The organism is Stenotrophomonas sp. STEN083, assembly GCF_056759195.1.
In genome coordinates this window covers 32,147-46,537 of the sequence record NZ_JBRRCU010000017.1, presented here as the reverse complement: position 1 = coordinate 46,537, position 14,391 = coordinate 32,147, and the positions used below count along the sequence as shown (strand labels likewise).

The window sequence follows — 14,391 nt, the reverse complement described above, 5'->3', positions numbered from 1 at the left end:
GCGTTTAGCGGTCGCCTAGATCCAGTTGAACAACGGCGGTACTGCTCAATGACTTGCCCATGGTCCAGCCCATCAACGTGCCAGTGCCCGGCATGAAGGGATGCGCGTCATGGTTGTACGAAGTGGTCACCTTGATGCACTTGACAGTGCTATCGGCAGCGCACGCATAAGGTTGAGAGACGACTATCGGCGCGGCACTGGCGCTGCTGCAGGCGGCCGAGCTCTTTGAGTAATTCAACAACCATTGCATCGAACGTGCGGCGGCCTCGCAGGCGTTGCTACGTCGTTCTGCGGTATTTCCATAGCGCAACGATGCGCGAGCCCCCTCACCGGCGGCCAACGCCAGTGACTGCTGTGCGGCAAAAATCATCACTCCGGTGAAGGTAATGAACAACAGTGGCAGCACGCCAAACATCATCATCAACGCGAACTCGATGGTCACCACGCCGTGCATGCGTCGCCGAGTTGGGAATTTCTGCCTAGACATGGCCACCTCCACCAACCACGATGACGATCATCGCCAGCCCCAGGTACGCGGCATAAGGAATACCGCGGCGACCCCGGCGCGCCGAGCGCAGATCCATCTGCCAATCCACCATCAGGCTGGAACCTTGCCATGACTGCACCATCCGTTGCAGTCGAGGCGGTGTGCAGTAGGCTGCTTTCGGCCAGGTGATGGCGACAAGTGCATGCGCCCCGGCAGCCAAACTGGCGATGATCCAGATCGGTAGCAGTGCATTGCTGCCCAGCAAAAAACCGATCACCGAAAACAACTTCACATCGCCTGCGCCCATCCAGCCGATGGCATAGAAGGGCAGCAGTGCCGCCAGCCCGATCACACCACCGAGCAGGCAGCTGGCAAACGACGGTGGGCTGCCAATCTGCAACAGCTGCATCGCCGCCACACACACAAGTACAGCCAGCAATACCCGGTTGGAGACCCGCCTGGCGACCAAGTCGCTGATGGCGACGTGGGCGCCGAGCAGCATTGCAGTCAGATAGGCGATGCTCATGGCAGTAGCCTTTGCTCAGGTGGTACCGGTGTCGGCGCCGCCAACCAGTTCGGTGAGTTTGTCGAGGACGGTCTGGAATACGGCTTTCAGACCATCACGTGCGAAGAAAATGATCAGGCCCGCCACCACGGCGGCCAGCAGCCCGTACTCAAGGGCGGTCACACCGTCTTCTTCCCGGAAAAACCTGCGCAGCTGTGCGTTCATGATGTTCTCCCTGATGACCCGGTGTCGGTGTTGCACCGACAGAAAGCCGGGCGATGGGCATTGCTGCCCGATTGAGGTCATTGGGATGCGCATGACACCGGCAAGAGTGTGCCGACGGTCGCTCAGGTTGCCGGGTGTGCCGGCAGTTCCCTACCTTTGCTTCCGTTGTCCCCTGTCGGCATGCAGCGCATGCCCGGAAGCATCATTGCAATCGGTACCGCTCACGGATGCGCAAATTCGGCAAGAATGAATTGTTTTTCATATATGTGATGGACTTCGCGAATAGTTAGTGGCGGAGCCAGCGTGAAGGCTTGTTTTTTTTGTCAGTATCCAAGGCGCAGACCGTATTGAAACGGTCTGTCATTGCGGTTCCGTAATGCGAGTTTCAGGCTGTGCGGCAGGGGATTGCAGGTTTTTCTGGTTTTCCTGCAATGGATGGTCGGGCTTCTGGAGCGCGTTCCCACTTCAGGGGGCGCAAAGGCGTTCACATGGATGCGGTAGTCGGCGGAAACGGTTTGCGCTCATTTGATCTTGCGTCGCTGAGCGGCACGCTTCGCGTGTGCCACGTTGAATTGGTTTTGCTTGATGATCAGCCACCTACGGCATCGATCACCTCGTTTGTTCACGACCAAGCGTTGTTGTGCACCTTCGAGGTCGGCGCGCGTACACGTGGGCGCTTCATGCTGCCGCTGGATTGGTGCCTGTTGGGATGCCTGCAGACGGTGGACTCGGAAAGTAGTTGGTGCCATGGCGTGCCACTGGCATCAGGAAACATCGTATCGGTGATGCCTGAGGGTGTTACCGAATTTGCCTTGGGCGCTGGTAGTCGGATGACCTTTGTGCTGGTCCCGCTCAAACGCTTCCAGGAACGTGCGGCAGCGCAGCGTCTAGGTGGCCTCCTTGAAGAGGCGGCTGGCGTACCAGTGTTGAGCAACCGCCCGCATATTCCGCTGCAGGCCTACTACCAGGGCTTGCACGAACGCATCCACCAAGGTGAAGTCGGCGGCGACGAGATAGACGCCATGCTCGATGCACACGTCAAGGAAGTGGTTAGCAATGGCGCGCCCGAGCGCGCTGGCTGCAATCGCAGCCGACGCGCTCGTTATCTGATTTTTCGCCGCGCCGAAGACATGATGTACGCCAATCTGCGGCGCCATATCTACATGCATGAGCTGTGCGACGCCGCAGGCGTCAGCGAGCGGGCGCTGCGCTATGCCTTTGAGGAACTGGTAGGGATTTCCCCGGTGCGCTATCTGTCGATGCTGCGCCTGTGTGAGGCCTGCCGCAGCTTGTCCAGTGCGGATGCCGGCCGCAAGTCGGTCAAGTCAATCGCGCTGAGCTGCGGCTTGTGGGATTTGTCGCGTTTTGCCGACAGCTACCGCAAGGTGTTTGGTGAATTGCCGAGCGAGACCTTGATGCGCGGCACTTACTCGCCTGCCTGAGCTGGGTAAAGCGGCTGTGTGATGCCCGTCACTTAATCGTTGCAGTTGCCGAATACGTGCATTGGCGTGCCGCTAACGGGTATCGCTTTGCCAAATTGCCTTATGGATGTGCCGGATGTGGGCAAACCATCGCGTGCACAAGCGCTGTACTGGCCTCACGAACCAAGACCTGTCCGCGCCCGGATGGGTCGAACCGGAGGCGCCACATGAACCGCATTTACCGTTTGGTCTGGAACCGCACACTCAATGCCTTCGTCGTAGGTTCCGAACTGGCCAGCGCACAGGGGAAACGTTCGGGTCCGGCAAGGCTGTTGCCGTCGATGTCGTGGAGCTTGGCTGGCTTGGGTAGCGCCATTGCGCTGGCCCTTGCCGGGCCAGCGTCGGCAACCGACGCAAAGCTGAGCGACCTGCAGGACCTTATCGCCAAATACAGCAACACCGACGCGCAGCAGATTGTCGCCACCAGTCTGCCGACAGTCGGCGCTGGTGCTGGGCTCAATGCCTCTTTGACATTGCCAGCGTTGCTGCAGGTGGACGCGTCGGCGGCGGTTGCGGTCAAACCGCGCGCTGCCACTGCGCCAGCCGCGATACGCGCACAAGCGGGTGTGCGTGCTGCGCTACCGAAGTTGCACCCGCATGGCGGAGCGACCTCGCCTGCAGCAGCGTTGTCTGTCGTAACTGATGCTGCGCTCGCAGTGAAGCCGCTGTCGGCTTCGGCCAATGCTGCGGTAACTGCAACGGTCGGCCCGCTGACAGCGGCCGGTGCAGGACTGCAAGGCATCGCCGCGGTGCTGCTGCCGGGCAAGGAGGAGGGCGGAAGTCCGCTGCACGGGACATTGCTTTCAACTGCTGGTGCGGTCAAAGAGCTCACCGGCGAGGTGCTGACCGGCCAGCCCGTGGCTGCAGTGGGAACGCTCACCTCGCATGTGGAAACGACGCTGACTCCGCTAGGCCAGCATCTGGGCAGTGGCGTCGAAGCCGTGGTCGCCGGGCTGTTGCCGGGCCAACAGGCTGGAAGCCCGTTGCAGGGCACGCTGGGTTCAACGGTTGGTGCGGTCAAGGAAGTAACTGGTGAGCTGCTGACTGGCCAGCCCGTGGCTGCGGTCGAAACGCTTACTTCGCATGTGGGAGCGACGTTGACGCCGCTTGGCCAGCATCTGGGCAGCGGCGTTGAAGACTTGCTCGGCGGACTGCTGCCGGGCCAGCAGGGCGGAAGCCCGTTGCAGGGCGCGCTGGCTTCGACGGTGGGTGCGGTCAAGGAAGTGGCTGGCGAGGTGCTGGCAGGCCAGCCCGTCGCTGCGGTGGACACGGTCACTTCACACGTCGGTACCACGGTGACTTCGGTTACCGGTCAGCTGGGCAGCGGCGTTGCTGGTGTGGGTGACCTGTTGCTGCCAGGCGCAGGGCAAGGGGGCAATCCGGTGCATGGTGCCGTGACCGGCACGGTGGACGCCGTAGAAGAACTGACCGGCGGGCTGATCGCGGGTACGGGTCTGGGTGGTGTTGCGAACGGCGTGGTTGATGGCGCTGCGCCGGTGCTGGACGGCGTCGGTGATCTTCTCGGTGCGGTAGTTGGCGGCGTGACCGGCTCGAACACGCTGGGCACAGGTGTCACCGATACGGTAGGCACGCTGACCGGCGGTCTGCAGGACACGACCGGCGCGCTGGCCAACGGCGACGTGACTGGCACGGTGCAGAACCTGTTGGAAACGGTCGACAACACCGCGTCCACGTTGCTGGGTGCAACCGGTAATACGCTGGGCGGCATCGCCGGCTCCGGATCGGGTGTGAGCGGTGTGACCGGCGCACTGAGTGGCGTGATCGGTGGTGTGACCGGCGGGTTGTCGAACGTTGTTGGCGGCCTCACCGGCAATCCGGTGGTGCCCGCTGCACCGCCGCCGGCACCGGCTTCCGGGCCATCGGGCCTGATCGTCGGCAATGGAGGTCTGGTCGGCTCGGTGAACCAATTAGTGGATTCACCGCTTACCTCCATCCTCGGGGGCAATGGCTATATCAATAGCGGCAGCCTGAAGGTCAACAGCACCAACGTGATGCAGACCTATTCCGAGGTATCGGTGCTGGGTTTGCCGGTGGTGAACCTGAGTCCGGTAGGCAGCCTGCTGGACGGGCTTGGTGGTTTGACCACCGGCGGCAACTCGCATTTGACGTTGATCGGAGGGGTCACCTCCGACAGCTACATCACCAACATCAATAACGGCGATCCGGGTGGGCTGCTTGGCCTGGTGTTGCCTGACGGCGCGCCCGGCTGGGCCTCGGATTGCCTCAACGTGTTGGGTGCGGTGACTGCCAAATGCTGGGCAGTGCCTGCAGCGCAGGATTACCAGGTGCTGATCGGTGATGGTGCCTTCGCCAACGGCTCCAAGGAAGTGGTGATCGGCAGCAATGCCGAGCATCGGCTGGCAACGCAGACGGCGGACCAGGTGTTCATCGATGCCGCAGGCGGCAAGACCGGTGTCCCGACTGCCGACTACGATGCGCGCCTGGGTCATTCGGTGGTGGTTGGCGACAGCGCCAAGGGCACAGCAAACGCGCAGACCCTGCTTGGTGCTGGTGCTACTTCGGACAAGGCCAACAGCGTGGCGCTGGGCTTCAAGTCCAATGCCGCGCGTGGTGGTCAGGACAACTACACCGCGTTCGGTTTGACCGCTACGCAGACCTCCATCGGTGAAGTAGCCGTGGGTTCGGCGGGGCGTGAGCGCCAGATCACCCATGTCGCCGCCGGTAGCCAGGACACCGATGCGGTGAACGTCAAGCAGCTGCGTGGCGCATTGGATCAGATTGATGATCTGGGCCTGGCCGCAGTGGTCTACGACGAAGACGTCAATGGTGTCGTCAACTACGGCAAGGTAACGCTGGGCAGCGGTCAGGCGGTCAGTGGTACGGTGCTGGCAAATCTCGCGGCCGGAGCGGTTGCGGCGGGCAGCATGGAGGCGGTCAACGGTGGCCAGCTGTTTGGGCTGGGCAGCTCGATGGCGACGTACCTGGGTGGAGGCACGAGCTTCAATGGTGGTGTGCTGGGTGCGCCGAGTTACCAGATCAACAGCATCGGGGTGCTGGGAGCGGCTTCGCTGCAGTCGTACGCAAACATCGGCAGCGCGTTCAGCTCCATCAGCGATTCGCTGCTCAACCTGCGCAATCTGTTGCCGGGCAATGTCCCGGGCAGCAGCGATCCCTTGGCGGTTAAATACATCGCCGACGGTGCCGGTAACCCGACCAACGCGGTACGTTTGACCGGCGATGGCAGCGGTGCAGCGGTTGCCTTGGGCAACGTGGCTGCTGGCAGTGTCACCAGTGGCAGCCTGGATGCGATCAATGGTGGGCAGCTGGCGGCTACCAACGAGGCAGTGGCCTCGGCGATAGGCGGCACGATGCAATACAACAGCAGCACCGGGCAGTGGAGCGCCGCCAGCTTCACCGTGACCTCAATCAACAGCAACGGTGTTGGCAGCCAGCAAACGCTGGGCAATGTCACCGACGCTCTGGCTGCGATGGATGGCTCCATCGTCAACGTCAACAATCGCATCGACAACATCCAGAACGGCGGCGCCGGGAACCAGTACTTTGCGGTCAACTCAACCAAGGCGGCGGCCTCGGCTACCGGGCAGGACAGCGTGGCTGCTGGCCCGCAAGCCAAGGCCAGTGGCAACCAAGCAGTGGCGATCGGTAACGGCGCCAACGCATCTGCAGCCGGCAGCGTGGCGCTGGGTGCTGGCTCGGTGGCCACGCGGGCCAACACCGTGTCGGTCGGTGCCGCGGGTGCCGAGCGGCAGATAACCAACGTAGGCGATGGCACCGCGGCTACCGATGCGGTGAACGTGCGCCAGTTGCAGGCCTCGCAGCAGGGTACGGTGCGCTATGACCAGAACACCGACGGCAGCACCAACTACGCCAGCGTGACAATGGGGCGCCCTGGCACCAGCACTGTCATCCACAACGTGGGTACCGGTGTAGCGCCTACTGATGCCGTCAATGTCGCGCAACTCAACAAGGGCATGGGGGAGGTCATGGACTGGTCGAAGAATTACACCGATCAACGTTTCAACGATGTCACCCGCGATATCAAACGTATTGATGACCGGGCCTCTGCCGGTGTTGCCTCGGCAATGGCGATGGCTGGGCTGCCGCAACCAACAGAAGCGGGCAGGCGCATGGCGTCGATGGCGGCCAGTACCTTCCACGGCGAGTCGAGCATGGCGGTGGGTGTGTCAGGTGTCACCGATGGTGGCCGCTGGATCTACAAGCTCAGTGGCTCGGCCAATACCCGCGGCGATGGCGGGGTGACCGTGGGTGCCGGTTTCCAGTGGTGAGCACTGCAAACGGCTAACTGCAAGCAGATAACCCTGGCTACGCATCGAGGACGCTATGAACAGGAAATGGACCGTACTTGTCTTGCTGGCAACGCTCACCGCCTGTGGCAAAGGCCAGGTGCGAGAGGAGTTTCCGGACCCGGCTCACGCCTATCCCGCAGGCGGCACCTACGTGAATCTGGACAACCTGCGCCAGTACGCGCCAGGCATGAACAAGCGTCAGATCCAGGAGTTGCTGGGTACGCCACAGTTCAACGAGGGTTTGTGGGGTGTGCGTGAGTGGAACTATGTATTCAATTTCCGCCGCTCGGTTGGGGCTGAGCCGATCCAATGCCAGTTCCAGGTCAGGTTCGACTCCAAAGGGGTAGCCGCCGGGCAGGGATGGAAGCCGGGCAGTTGCGCCGCCTTGCTGGAACCGCCACCTGCCCCTGTTGCGCCAGCGCCGCCGCCACCGCCACCGGTGGTGGCACCGCTGCGGTTGTCGGCTGACGCTTTGTTCGCTTTTGACAGCGCCAATCTGTCTGCCGCCGGTCGGGCAAAGCTGGATGAGTTCGTGCAGGAACTCCGTGGCAGCACCGCGGCGGAGACGCTGAACATCATTGGCTACACCGATCGCATCGGCAGTGACGCCTACAACATGGAATTGTCGCAGCGGCGTGCACAGAGTGTGCGCAGCTATCTGGTGCAGCAAGGCATTCCCGCTGGCGCCATCCATGCCGAGGGGCGCGGTAACAGCGCGCCGCTGGTGCAATGTGATGACGCCGCTGGCGCCGCACTGCTGGATTGCCTGGCGCCGAACCGGCGGGTCGAAATTGTCGTCAACGGTGGTTGAGTCGTAGCTTTCGAGGTGGGCGACCGATGTCATTGTCGGTCGCAGCCCTCACAATGGCGGCCGGTAGTCGTGGCAGCTGTGCCCCGGCCAGAGCGGGACAAGGTGTGCTGTGTTGATGTGGAAAAAATTAATGGCTTGGGCCGGTCCTCTGGCAGCGTTGGTGTTCATTGCCGCAGTGGCGGGTTTCGGCGCACAGCTGCGCGGTTACGATCAGATGCTCCATCCGGTGTCCTTGCTGGGTGCGCGCGGTGTCCCCGGTGGCACCGCCTTCAGTCTGTTGGGCTTCGTAATGGCGGGCCTGCTGGCGGCGATTGCGATGCTGGACCTGATCCTGCGCATGTCGACCAGCGCGCCGCGTCCGCTGCGGGTAGGGGGGCAGATGCTGCTGCTGGCCGCCATCGCCTTTGTCGCGATGGGGCTGTTTCCGCTGGACCTGGAGGATATTGAGAACCGCGCCAGCCAGTTCCACGCCAGCGCCTGGTTGCTGTGGCTGCTGGCCTTCACTGCCGCCGCCATGGCCCTGCGCTTTGGGGCGGGCAAGGCCAGTGGCTGGCGGTCTTTGTCGACACTGACCCTGGTCTGCGCGCTTTGGGCTGTGTGCAGTGCCTTCCTGTTCGAGATTGCCATGCCGGTGGCCATGGCGCAGCGTTTGGCGTTCCTGGGGTGGCTGGTATGGCTGTTGGGTGCGGCCCGGCTGGCGCCGCCGCGCAGCTGAGTGGCGCGGCACAATCAGCACGCGGGTGGGGCAGGGTACGCGCAAGCATCGCGCCTGGCGCTGGCTTGGAAAACCGGTGGTTTTTTAAAAGCCCTATATTTCAATGACCTGCGGTTGTTGCTTGATGCTGGGCTGCGCCCCGATTGGAGTGCAATGATGCACTGCGGTACCCTTTGCCGCTTTGCCGTTGCCCAGCGTTGACATGTCCAGCGTCGAACCGAATATCTACGATCCCCAGCAGGTTGAAGCCGCCGCCCAGAAATTCTGGGAGGCCGAGAAAGCATTCGAGGTGAACGAAACCTCGGACAAGCCCAAGTTCTACTGCTTGTCGATGCTTCCGTACCCGTCCGGTGCGCTGCACATGGGCCATGTGCGCAACTACACCATTGGCGACGTCATCAGCCGCTACAAGCGCATGACCGGCCATAACGTGCTGCAGCCGATGGGCTGGGATGCGTTCGGTCTTCCGGCCGAAAACGCTGCGATCAAGAACAAGACCGCGCCGGCCAAATGGACCTACGCCAACATCGGCCACATGCGCAGCCAGCTCAAGTCGCTGGGCTATGCGATCGACTGGTCGCGCGAATTCGCTACCTGCACGCCGGACTACTACGTCCACGAGCAGCGCATGTTCACCCGCCTGATGCGCAAGGGCCTTGCCTATCGCCGCAACTCGGTGGTGAACTGGGATCCGGTCGATAACACCGTGCTGGCCAATGAACAGGTCATCGACGGCCGCGGTTGGCGTTCCGGCGCACTGGTCGAGAAGCGTGAGATCCCGCAGTGGTTCCTGCGCATCACCGATTACGCCCAGGAATTGCTGGACGGCCTGGACGAACTGCCGGGCTGGCCGGAGTCGGTCAAGACCATGCAGCGCAACTGGATCGGCCGCTCCGAAGGCCTGGAAATCCAGTTTGACGTGCGTGACGTGGATGGCGCTGCACTGGACCCGCTGCGTGTGTTCACCACCCGCCCGGACACGGTGATGGGCGTGAGCTTCGTCTCCATTGCCGGCGAACACCCGCTGGCCATGCACGCGGCAAAGAACAACCCGCAGCTGGCCGCCATGCTGGCCGAGCTGAAGCAGGGCGGTGTCTCCGAGGCTGAACTGGAAACCCAGGAAAAGCGCGGCATGGACACTGGCCTGAAGGCCATCCATCCGGTCAGCGGCGAGCAGGTGCCGATCTGGGTCGCCAACTTCGTGTTGATGGGCTACGGCACCGGCGCAGTCATGGCCGTGCCGGGCCACGATCAGCGCGATTTCGAGTTCGCTACCAAGTACAACCTGGCCAAGAAGCAGGTCATCGCGCTGAAGTCGCCGAAGAACGACGACGAACGCAGCTACGACGACAGCCGTTGGCAGGACTGGTACGGCGACAAGAGCCGCGAGACCGAGCTGGTCAATTCCGCCGAATTCGACGGCCTGGATTTCCAGGGCGCGTTCGAGGCACTGGCCGAGCGTTTCGAGCGCAAGGCCCAGGGCCAGCGCCGGGTCAATTACCGCCTGCGCGACTGGGGCGTGAGCCGCCAGCGTTATTGGGGTTGCCCGATCCCGGTGATCTACTGCGACAAGTGCGGCGCGGTGCCGGTGCCGGAAGACCAGCTGCCGGTGATCCTGCCGGAAGACGTGACGCTCAACGGCACCGGTTCGCCGATCAAGGCCGACCTGGAATGGCGCAAGACCACCTGCCCGGATTGCGGCGGCGCGGCCGAGCGCGAAACCGATACCTTCGACACCTTCATGGAGTCGAGCTGGTACTACGCCCGCTATACCTCGCCGGGTGCCCGCGAGGCGGTGGACAAGCGTGGCAACTACTGGCTGCCGGTCGACCAGTACATCGGTGGCATCGAGCACGCCATCCTGCACCTGATGTATTTCCGTTTCTTCCACAAGCTGATGCGCGATGCGCGCATGGTGGACAGCAACGAGCCGGCACAGAACCTGCTGTGCCAGGGCATGGTCATTGCCGAAACCTTCTACCGCCAGAACAGCGACGGTTCCAAGGATTGGTTCAACCCGGCCGACGTGGACACGGTGCGCGACGAGCGCGGCCGCATCACCGGCGCAACCCTGCGCGAAGACGGCCAGCCGGTAGTGATCGGTGGCGTCGAGAAGATGTCCAAGTCCAAGAACAACGGCGTCGATCCGCAGACCATGGTGGCCAAGTACGGCGCTGACACCGTGCGCCTGTTCTCGATGTTCGCCGCGCCGCCGGAACAGTCGCTGGAATGGAACGAAGCCGGTGTCGACGGCATGGCGCGTTTCCTGCGCCGGCTGTGGGCGATGGTGCACAAGCACACCGCCGACGGCATTGCGCCGGCGCTGGACGTTGCTGCACTGAGCGCCGAGCAGAAGGCGATTCGCCGCAAGACCCACGAAACCATCAGCAAGGTCAGTGATGACTACGGTCGCCGCCACGCCTTCAATACCGCCATCGCCGCGGTGATGGAGCTGCTCAACACCCTGGCCAAGTTCGACGATGCCAGCGAGCAGGGCCGTGCGGTCCGGCAGGAAGCCTTGCAGTCGGCGGTACTGCTGTTGAACCCGATCACCCCGCACGCCTGTCATGCGATGTGGCAGCTGCTGGGCCACGCGCAGACCCTGCTCGAAGACCAGGCGTTCCCGCAGGTGGACACGGCTGCGCTGGTCAAGGATTCGCTGACCCTGGCGGTGCAGGTCAACGGCAAGCTGCGCGGCACCATTGATGTGGCCGCCGATACCTCGCGCGAGCAGATCGAAACCCTGGCCAAGGACGAGCCGAACACGGCCAAGTTCCTGGTCGGGCTGACGATCCGCAAGGTCATCATCGTGCCGGGCAAGATTGTCAATATCGTTGCGGCGTAAGCCGCAACGGGTATCTCAAGTGCAGTTCACGCGGCATCAGGCAGGCTTGCTGCCTGTTGCCGCTCCCGGCCGGCTCCTCCAGACTGTGTGCATGACTCGATACCTGACTGCCCTGATTCTCGCTGCCACCCTCACCGGTTGCGGCTTCCATCTGCGTAACAAGCTCGCGCTGCCTGCCGATATGCCGGCGGTGCAGGTGGTTTCAGCGGTGCGTTACAGCGAGCTGGTCAAGTTCCTCAACCGTGGCCTGCGCTCCTCTGGCGCCACGTTGGTGGAAGACGGCGACACGCTCGCTGTTGCTGGCAAGACGCCTGGGGTTGCCCGTCTGCAGATCCGCTCCGAGCGCTGGGGTGACCTGCCCATCGCCATCGACGGCCAAGGCCGTGCCCAGGAGTACAGCCTGCGTTACGCGGTGGTGTTCTCGTTCCTGCGCCCGGACGGCAGCGTGATCGTGCCGGAGCAGGCGGTGGAATTGTCGCGCGATTATGTATCGCCGCCGCGGGATGTCACCGGTACCACCACCGAGCGCGAAATCCTTGCCGATGAGCTGCGCCGCGAAATGTCGGCCTCGATCCTGCGCCGTATCGACAGCGTGGTCCGTGCCGATGTCGAAAAAACCCTGCAGGCTCCCAAGCCAGCGGAGGGCACAACGGGTGAGGTGCACTGAGTTGGCGCATTCGGGCGCTACGCAGACGCATAGGGGCTGAACAATGGAGCTGCGACCGGAACAACTGGCCAGCCAGATAGGCTCTCAAGCGTTGGCGCCGGTGTACCTGATCGCCGGCCCGGAACTGTTGCGGGTGATTGAAGCTGCCGATGCGGTGCGTGCCAAGGCGCGCGCCGATGGCATTGGCGAACGCGAAGTATTTGATGCTGATGGTCGCGATTTTGATTGGGGGCAGTTGGCTTCCAGTTTCAATGCGCCCAGCCTGTTCAGCGCGCGTCGTCTGGTCGAAGTACGCCTGCCCAACGGCAAGCCGGGCAAGGAGGGCGCCGAGGTCATCAGCGATTTCTGCGCGCGGCCGGCGCCAGATGTGGTGCTGCTGATCACCGCTGGCGAATGGAGCAAAGCGCACCAGGGCAAGTGGGCCGAGGCCGTCAACAAAGTTGGCGTGCTGTCGGTGGCTTGGGCGATCAAGCCGCATGAGTTGGCTGACTGGATCGAACGGCGCTTGCGCAGCAAGGGTTTGCGCGCTGACCCGGGCGCCGTGCAGCGCTTGAGCGAGCGAGTTGAAGGCAATCTGCTGGCGGCCGCCCAGGAGATCGACAAGCTGGCGTTGCTGGCCGATGGCCAGCCGCTGGATGTCGCCAAAATGGAGTCACTGGTAGCAGATGCCGCGCGCTACGACGTCTTCAGGCTGAGTGAGGCGGCATTTTCCGGGCAGGCACCAGCCGTGTTGCGAATGGTGGCGGGCTTGCGCGCCGAGGGCGAGGCGGTTGCCGCGCTGATGCCGATCCTGATCCGCGAATTGCTGATCACCGCCGGGCTGGCTCGGGTGCAGGCCAGTGGCGGCAATCTGGCCGCGGAAATGAAATCCAAGGGGATCTGGGAGTCGCGCCAGGCGCCGTTCAAGCGGGCCCTGCAGCGTCACCCCGACCCACGCCGCTGGGAGCGTTTTGTCGCCGAGGCCTCGCAGGTCGATCGGATGGCCAAGGGGCGGGCCGAAGGTGATCCGTGGCTTGCCTTGGAGCGTCTGCTGGTTGCGCTGGCCGAAGCCCGTGCGGTGCGCCTGCTCGTCCGTGGCGTGCGCTGAATGACTGCTACTGGGCTGTCGCCGGCAGGCGCTGCCGCAGGCGACGGCCTGTGGCTGCTGTATGGCGGCACCTTCGATCCGGTTCACAACGGCCATCTGGCCATCGCCCGCTGCGCTGCAGCCGAACTGCAGGTGCCGGTGCACCTGATGCCGGCCGCCGACCCGCCGCACCGTGCGCCGCCCGGTGCCGATGCCGCCCAGCGTGCGCACATGCTGGCGCTGGCGGTAGCTGGCGAGCCCAACCTGCTGGTGGATACCCGCGAACTGCAACGCGCTGAGCGCAAGCCCGGGGTGCCATCGTGGACAGTGGACACATTGCGTGACATCCGCGCCCAGATCGGCCCGCAACGACCACTGGCGATGCTTATGGGCGCGGATAGCCTGCTCGGCCTGCCGAGCTGGCATGAATGGGAGCATCTGCTCGATCTGGCGCATATCGTGGTTGCTGAACGACCGGGCAGCGGTCTGGATGGCGATCTGCCAGCAGAACTGGTGCAACGCCTGCAAGGGGCGTGGGCCAGTTCGGCCGAGGCTCTGGTCACCAGCCCGGCTGGACGGGTCTGGCGGCTGCACCAGCCGCTGCATGCCGAGTCCGCGACCGAGGTGCGTGAGGCCATCGCCAACGGCGGCCAATGGCGTGATTTGTTGCCTTCGGCGGTGGCCAGGTACATCCTTGCGCATGGCCTGTATGGCAGTGCTGCGCGGGCGTGAATGCCGGCAGCGGCCATGTTCTCTATAATCGTCCCCTTAATTCATCGAGTTCTGCTGCTTTGACCACCGAAGCCCAAGTCATCAAGACCCAAATGCCCAGCCCGGCACCCTCCGTCCCGGCCCTGCTGGCGTCCGTCCACTCCGCCCTTGAGGAGATCAAGGCCCGGGATGCCGTCGAGCTCGATGTCCGTGGCAAGTCCAGCGTGGCTGACTACATGGTGGTGGTCTCCGGCACCTCTACCCGTCACGTAAAGTCCATCGGTGAGGAAGTGGTGCGTTTCGCCAAGAACCTGGGCGTGATGCCGCTGGGTGTTGAAGGTGAGCGCGAAGCCGAGTGGGTTCTGGTCGACCTGGGCGACGTCATCGTCCACGTCATGCTGCCGCGCGTGCGCGAGCTGTATGCGCTTGAGCGTCTGTGGACCGTAGGCGATCAGCCGCGCTCCGCCTATGACGACGACGGCGAAGACGAGCAGGATGCTGGCTGAGCCTGAAGGCCGCAGCTTCTGTGACGGCGCCGCAGGGCGCCGTCTTTGTTTGTGCAGGTTGA

Annotated in this window: 12 protein-coding genes; 9 read left to right on the top strand and 3 right to left on the bottom strand. The window is 63.4% G+C overall.

Going from position 1 to position 14,391, the window contains the following annotated elements; genetic code table 11:
• Window positions 1-4 precede the first annotated feature (4 nt).
• From ACVOK8_RS07640 to ACVOK8_RS07630, 3 genes are read right to left on the bottom strand one after another with little or no spacing between them, the layout of a single operon-like run.
• Window positions 5-487, bottom strand: a complete 483-nt coding sequence (locus ACVOK8_RS07640; RefSeq protein ID WP_481566307.1) for a pilus assembly protein — start codon at window positions 485-487, stop codon at window positions 5-7.
• Complete coding sequence (locus ACVOK8_RS07635; RefSeq protein ID WP_481566306.1) at window positions 480-1,013, bottom strand: A24 family peptidase; 534 nt, start codon at window positions 1,011-1,013, stop codon at window positions 480-482. Before ACVOK8_RS07635 ends, ACVOK8_RS07640 begins: the two co-directional genes overlap by 8 nt.
• A 15-nt stretch (window positions 1,014-1,028) precedes the next feature.
• Window positions 1,029-1,217 carry a Flp family type IVb pilin gene (locus ACVOK8_RS07630; protein WP_481566305.1) on the bottom strand — a complete coding sequence of 63 codons (189 nt, stop codon included), beginning with the start codon at window positions 1,215-1,217 and terminating at the stop codon, window positions 1,029-1,031.
• A gap of 578 nt (window positions 1,218-1,795) precedes the next feature.
• Between ACVOK8_RS07630 and ACVOK8_RS07625 the strand changes: the two genes are divergently transcribed.
• The 9 genes from ACVOK8_RS07625 to rsfS all read left to right on the top strand — a co-directional run bounded on the left by ACVOK8_RS07625 (window position 1,796) and on the right by rsfS (window position 14,329).
• Entirely contained in the window at window positions 1,796-2,659 is an 864-nt protein-coding gene (locus ACVOK8_RS07625) for a helix-turn-helix domain-containing protein (RefSeq protein ID WP_481566304.1), read from the top strand.
• A gap of 206 nt (window positions 2,660-2,865) precedes the next feature.
• A complete protein-coding gene (locus ACVOK8_RS07620; protein WP_481566303.1) occupies window positions 2,866-6,987 on the top strand; it encodes an ESPR-type extended signal peptide-containing protein in 4,122 nt (1,373 codons plus the stop codon).
• Window positions 6,988-7,042: 55 nt separating this feature from the next.
• Window positions 7,043-7,819: an OmpA family protein gene (locus ACVOK8_RS07615; protein WP_481566302.1), complete on the top strand. Its 777-nt coding sequence runs from the start codon at window positions 7,043-7,045 to the stop codon at window positions 7,817-7,819.
• Between the two features lie 130 nt (window positions 7,820-7,949).
• On the top strand, window positions 7,950-8,534 hold the full coding sequence (locus ACVOK8_RS07610) for a DUF998 domain-containing protein (protein WP_481566301.1): 585 nt from the start codon (window positions 7,950-7,952) through the stop codon (window positions 8,532-8,534).
• A gap of 202 nt (window positions 8,535-8,736) precedes the next feature.
• A complete protein-coding gene (gene leuS, locus ACVOK8_RS07605; protein ID WP_481566300.1) occupies window positions 8,737-11,379 on the top strand; it encodes a leucine--tRNA ligase in 2,643 nt (880 codons plus the stop codon).
• 91 nt (window positions 11,380-11,470) lie between these two features.
• Entirely contained in the window at window positions 11,471-12,046 is a 576-nt protein-coding gene (locus tag ACVOK8_RS07600; protein ID WP_481566299.1) for an LPS-assembly lipoprotein LptE, read from the top strand.
• Window positions 12,047-12,089: 43 nt separating this feature from the next.
• Window positions 12,090-13,133 (top strand): DNA polymerase III subunit delta, encoded by a 1,044-nt coding sequence (gene holA, locus ACVOK8_RS07595; RefSeq protein WP_481566298.1) that lies wholly within the window; start codon window positions 12,090-12,092, stop codon window positions 13,131-13,133.
• Window positions 13,134-13,844, top strand: coding sequence for a nicotinate-nucleotide adenylyltransferase (gene nadD, locus ACVOK8_RS07590; protein ID WP_481566297.1), 711 nt, complete (start codon window positions 13,134-13,136; stop codon window positions 13,842-13,844).
• A 59-nt stretch (window positions 13,845-13,903) separates the two neighbouring features.
• Window positions 13,904-14,329: a ribosome silencing factor gene (gene rsfS / locus ACVOK8_RS07585; RefSeq protein WP_481566296.1), complete on the top strand. Its 426-nt coding sequence runs from the start codon at window positions 13,904-13,906 to the stop codon at window positions 14,327-14,329.
• Window positions 14,330-14,391: the final 62 nt, after the last annotated feature.

What these genes read in the sequence shown, in the direction of transcription:
- ACVOK8_RS07640 (WP_481566307.1), bottom strand. Translation starts at nt 487, where the DNA reads ATGTCTAGGCAGAAATTCCCAACTCGGCGACGCATGCACGGCGTGGTG.
- ACVOK8_RS07620 (WP_481566303.1), top strand. Translation starts at nt 2,866, where the DNA reads ATGAACCGCATTTACCGTTTGGTCTGGAACCGCACACTCAATGCCTTC.
- ACVOK8_RS07615 (WP_481566302.1), top strand. Translation starts at nt 7,043, where the DNA reads ATGAACAGGAAATGGACCGTACTTGTCTTGCTGGCAACGCTCACCGCC.
- nadD (WP_481566297.1), top strand. Translation starts at nt 13,134, where the DNA reads ATGACTGCTACTGGGCTGTCGCCGGCAGGCGCTGCCGCAGGCGACGGC.
- leuS (WP_481566300.1), top strand. Translation starts at nt 8,737, where the DNA reads ATGTCCAGCGTCGAACCGAATATCTACGATCCCCAGCAGGTTGAAGCC.
- ACVOK8_RS07600 (WP_481566299.1), top strand. Translation starts at nt 11,471, where the DNA reads ATGACTCGATACCTGACTGCCCTGATTCTCGCTGCCACCCTCACCGGT.
- ACVOK8_RS07630 (WP_481566305.1), bottom strand. Translation starts at nt 1,217, where the DNA reads ATGAACGCACAGCTGCGCAGGTTTTTCCGGGAAGAAGACGGTGTGACC.
- ACVOK8_RS07610 (WP_481566301.1), top strand. Translation starts at nt 7,950, where the DNA reads ATGGCTTGGGCCGGTCCTCTGGCAGCGTTGGTGTTCATTGCCGCAGTG.
- ACVOK8_RS07635 (WP_481566306.1), bottom strand. Translation starts at nt 1,013, where the DNA reads ATGAGCATCGCCTATCTGACTGCAATGCTGCTCGGCGCCCACGTCGCC.
- holA (WP_481566298.1), top strand. Translation starts at nt 12,090, where the DNA reads ATGGAGCTGCGACCGGAACAACTGGCCAGCCAGATAGGCTCTCAAGCG.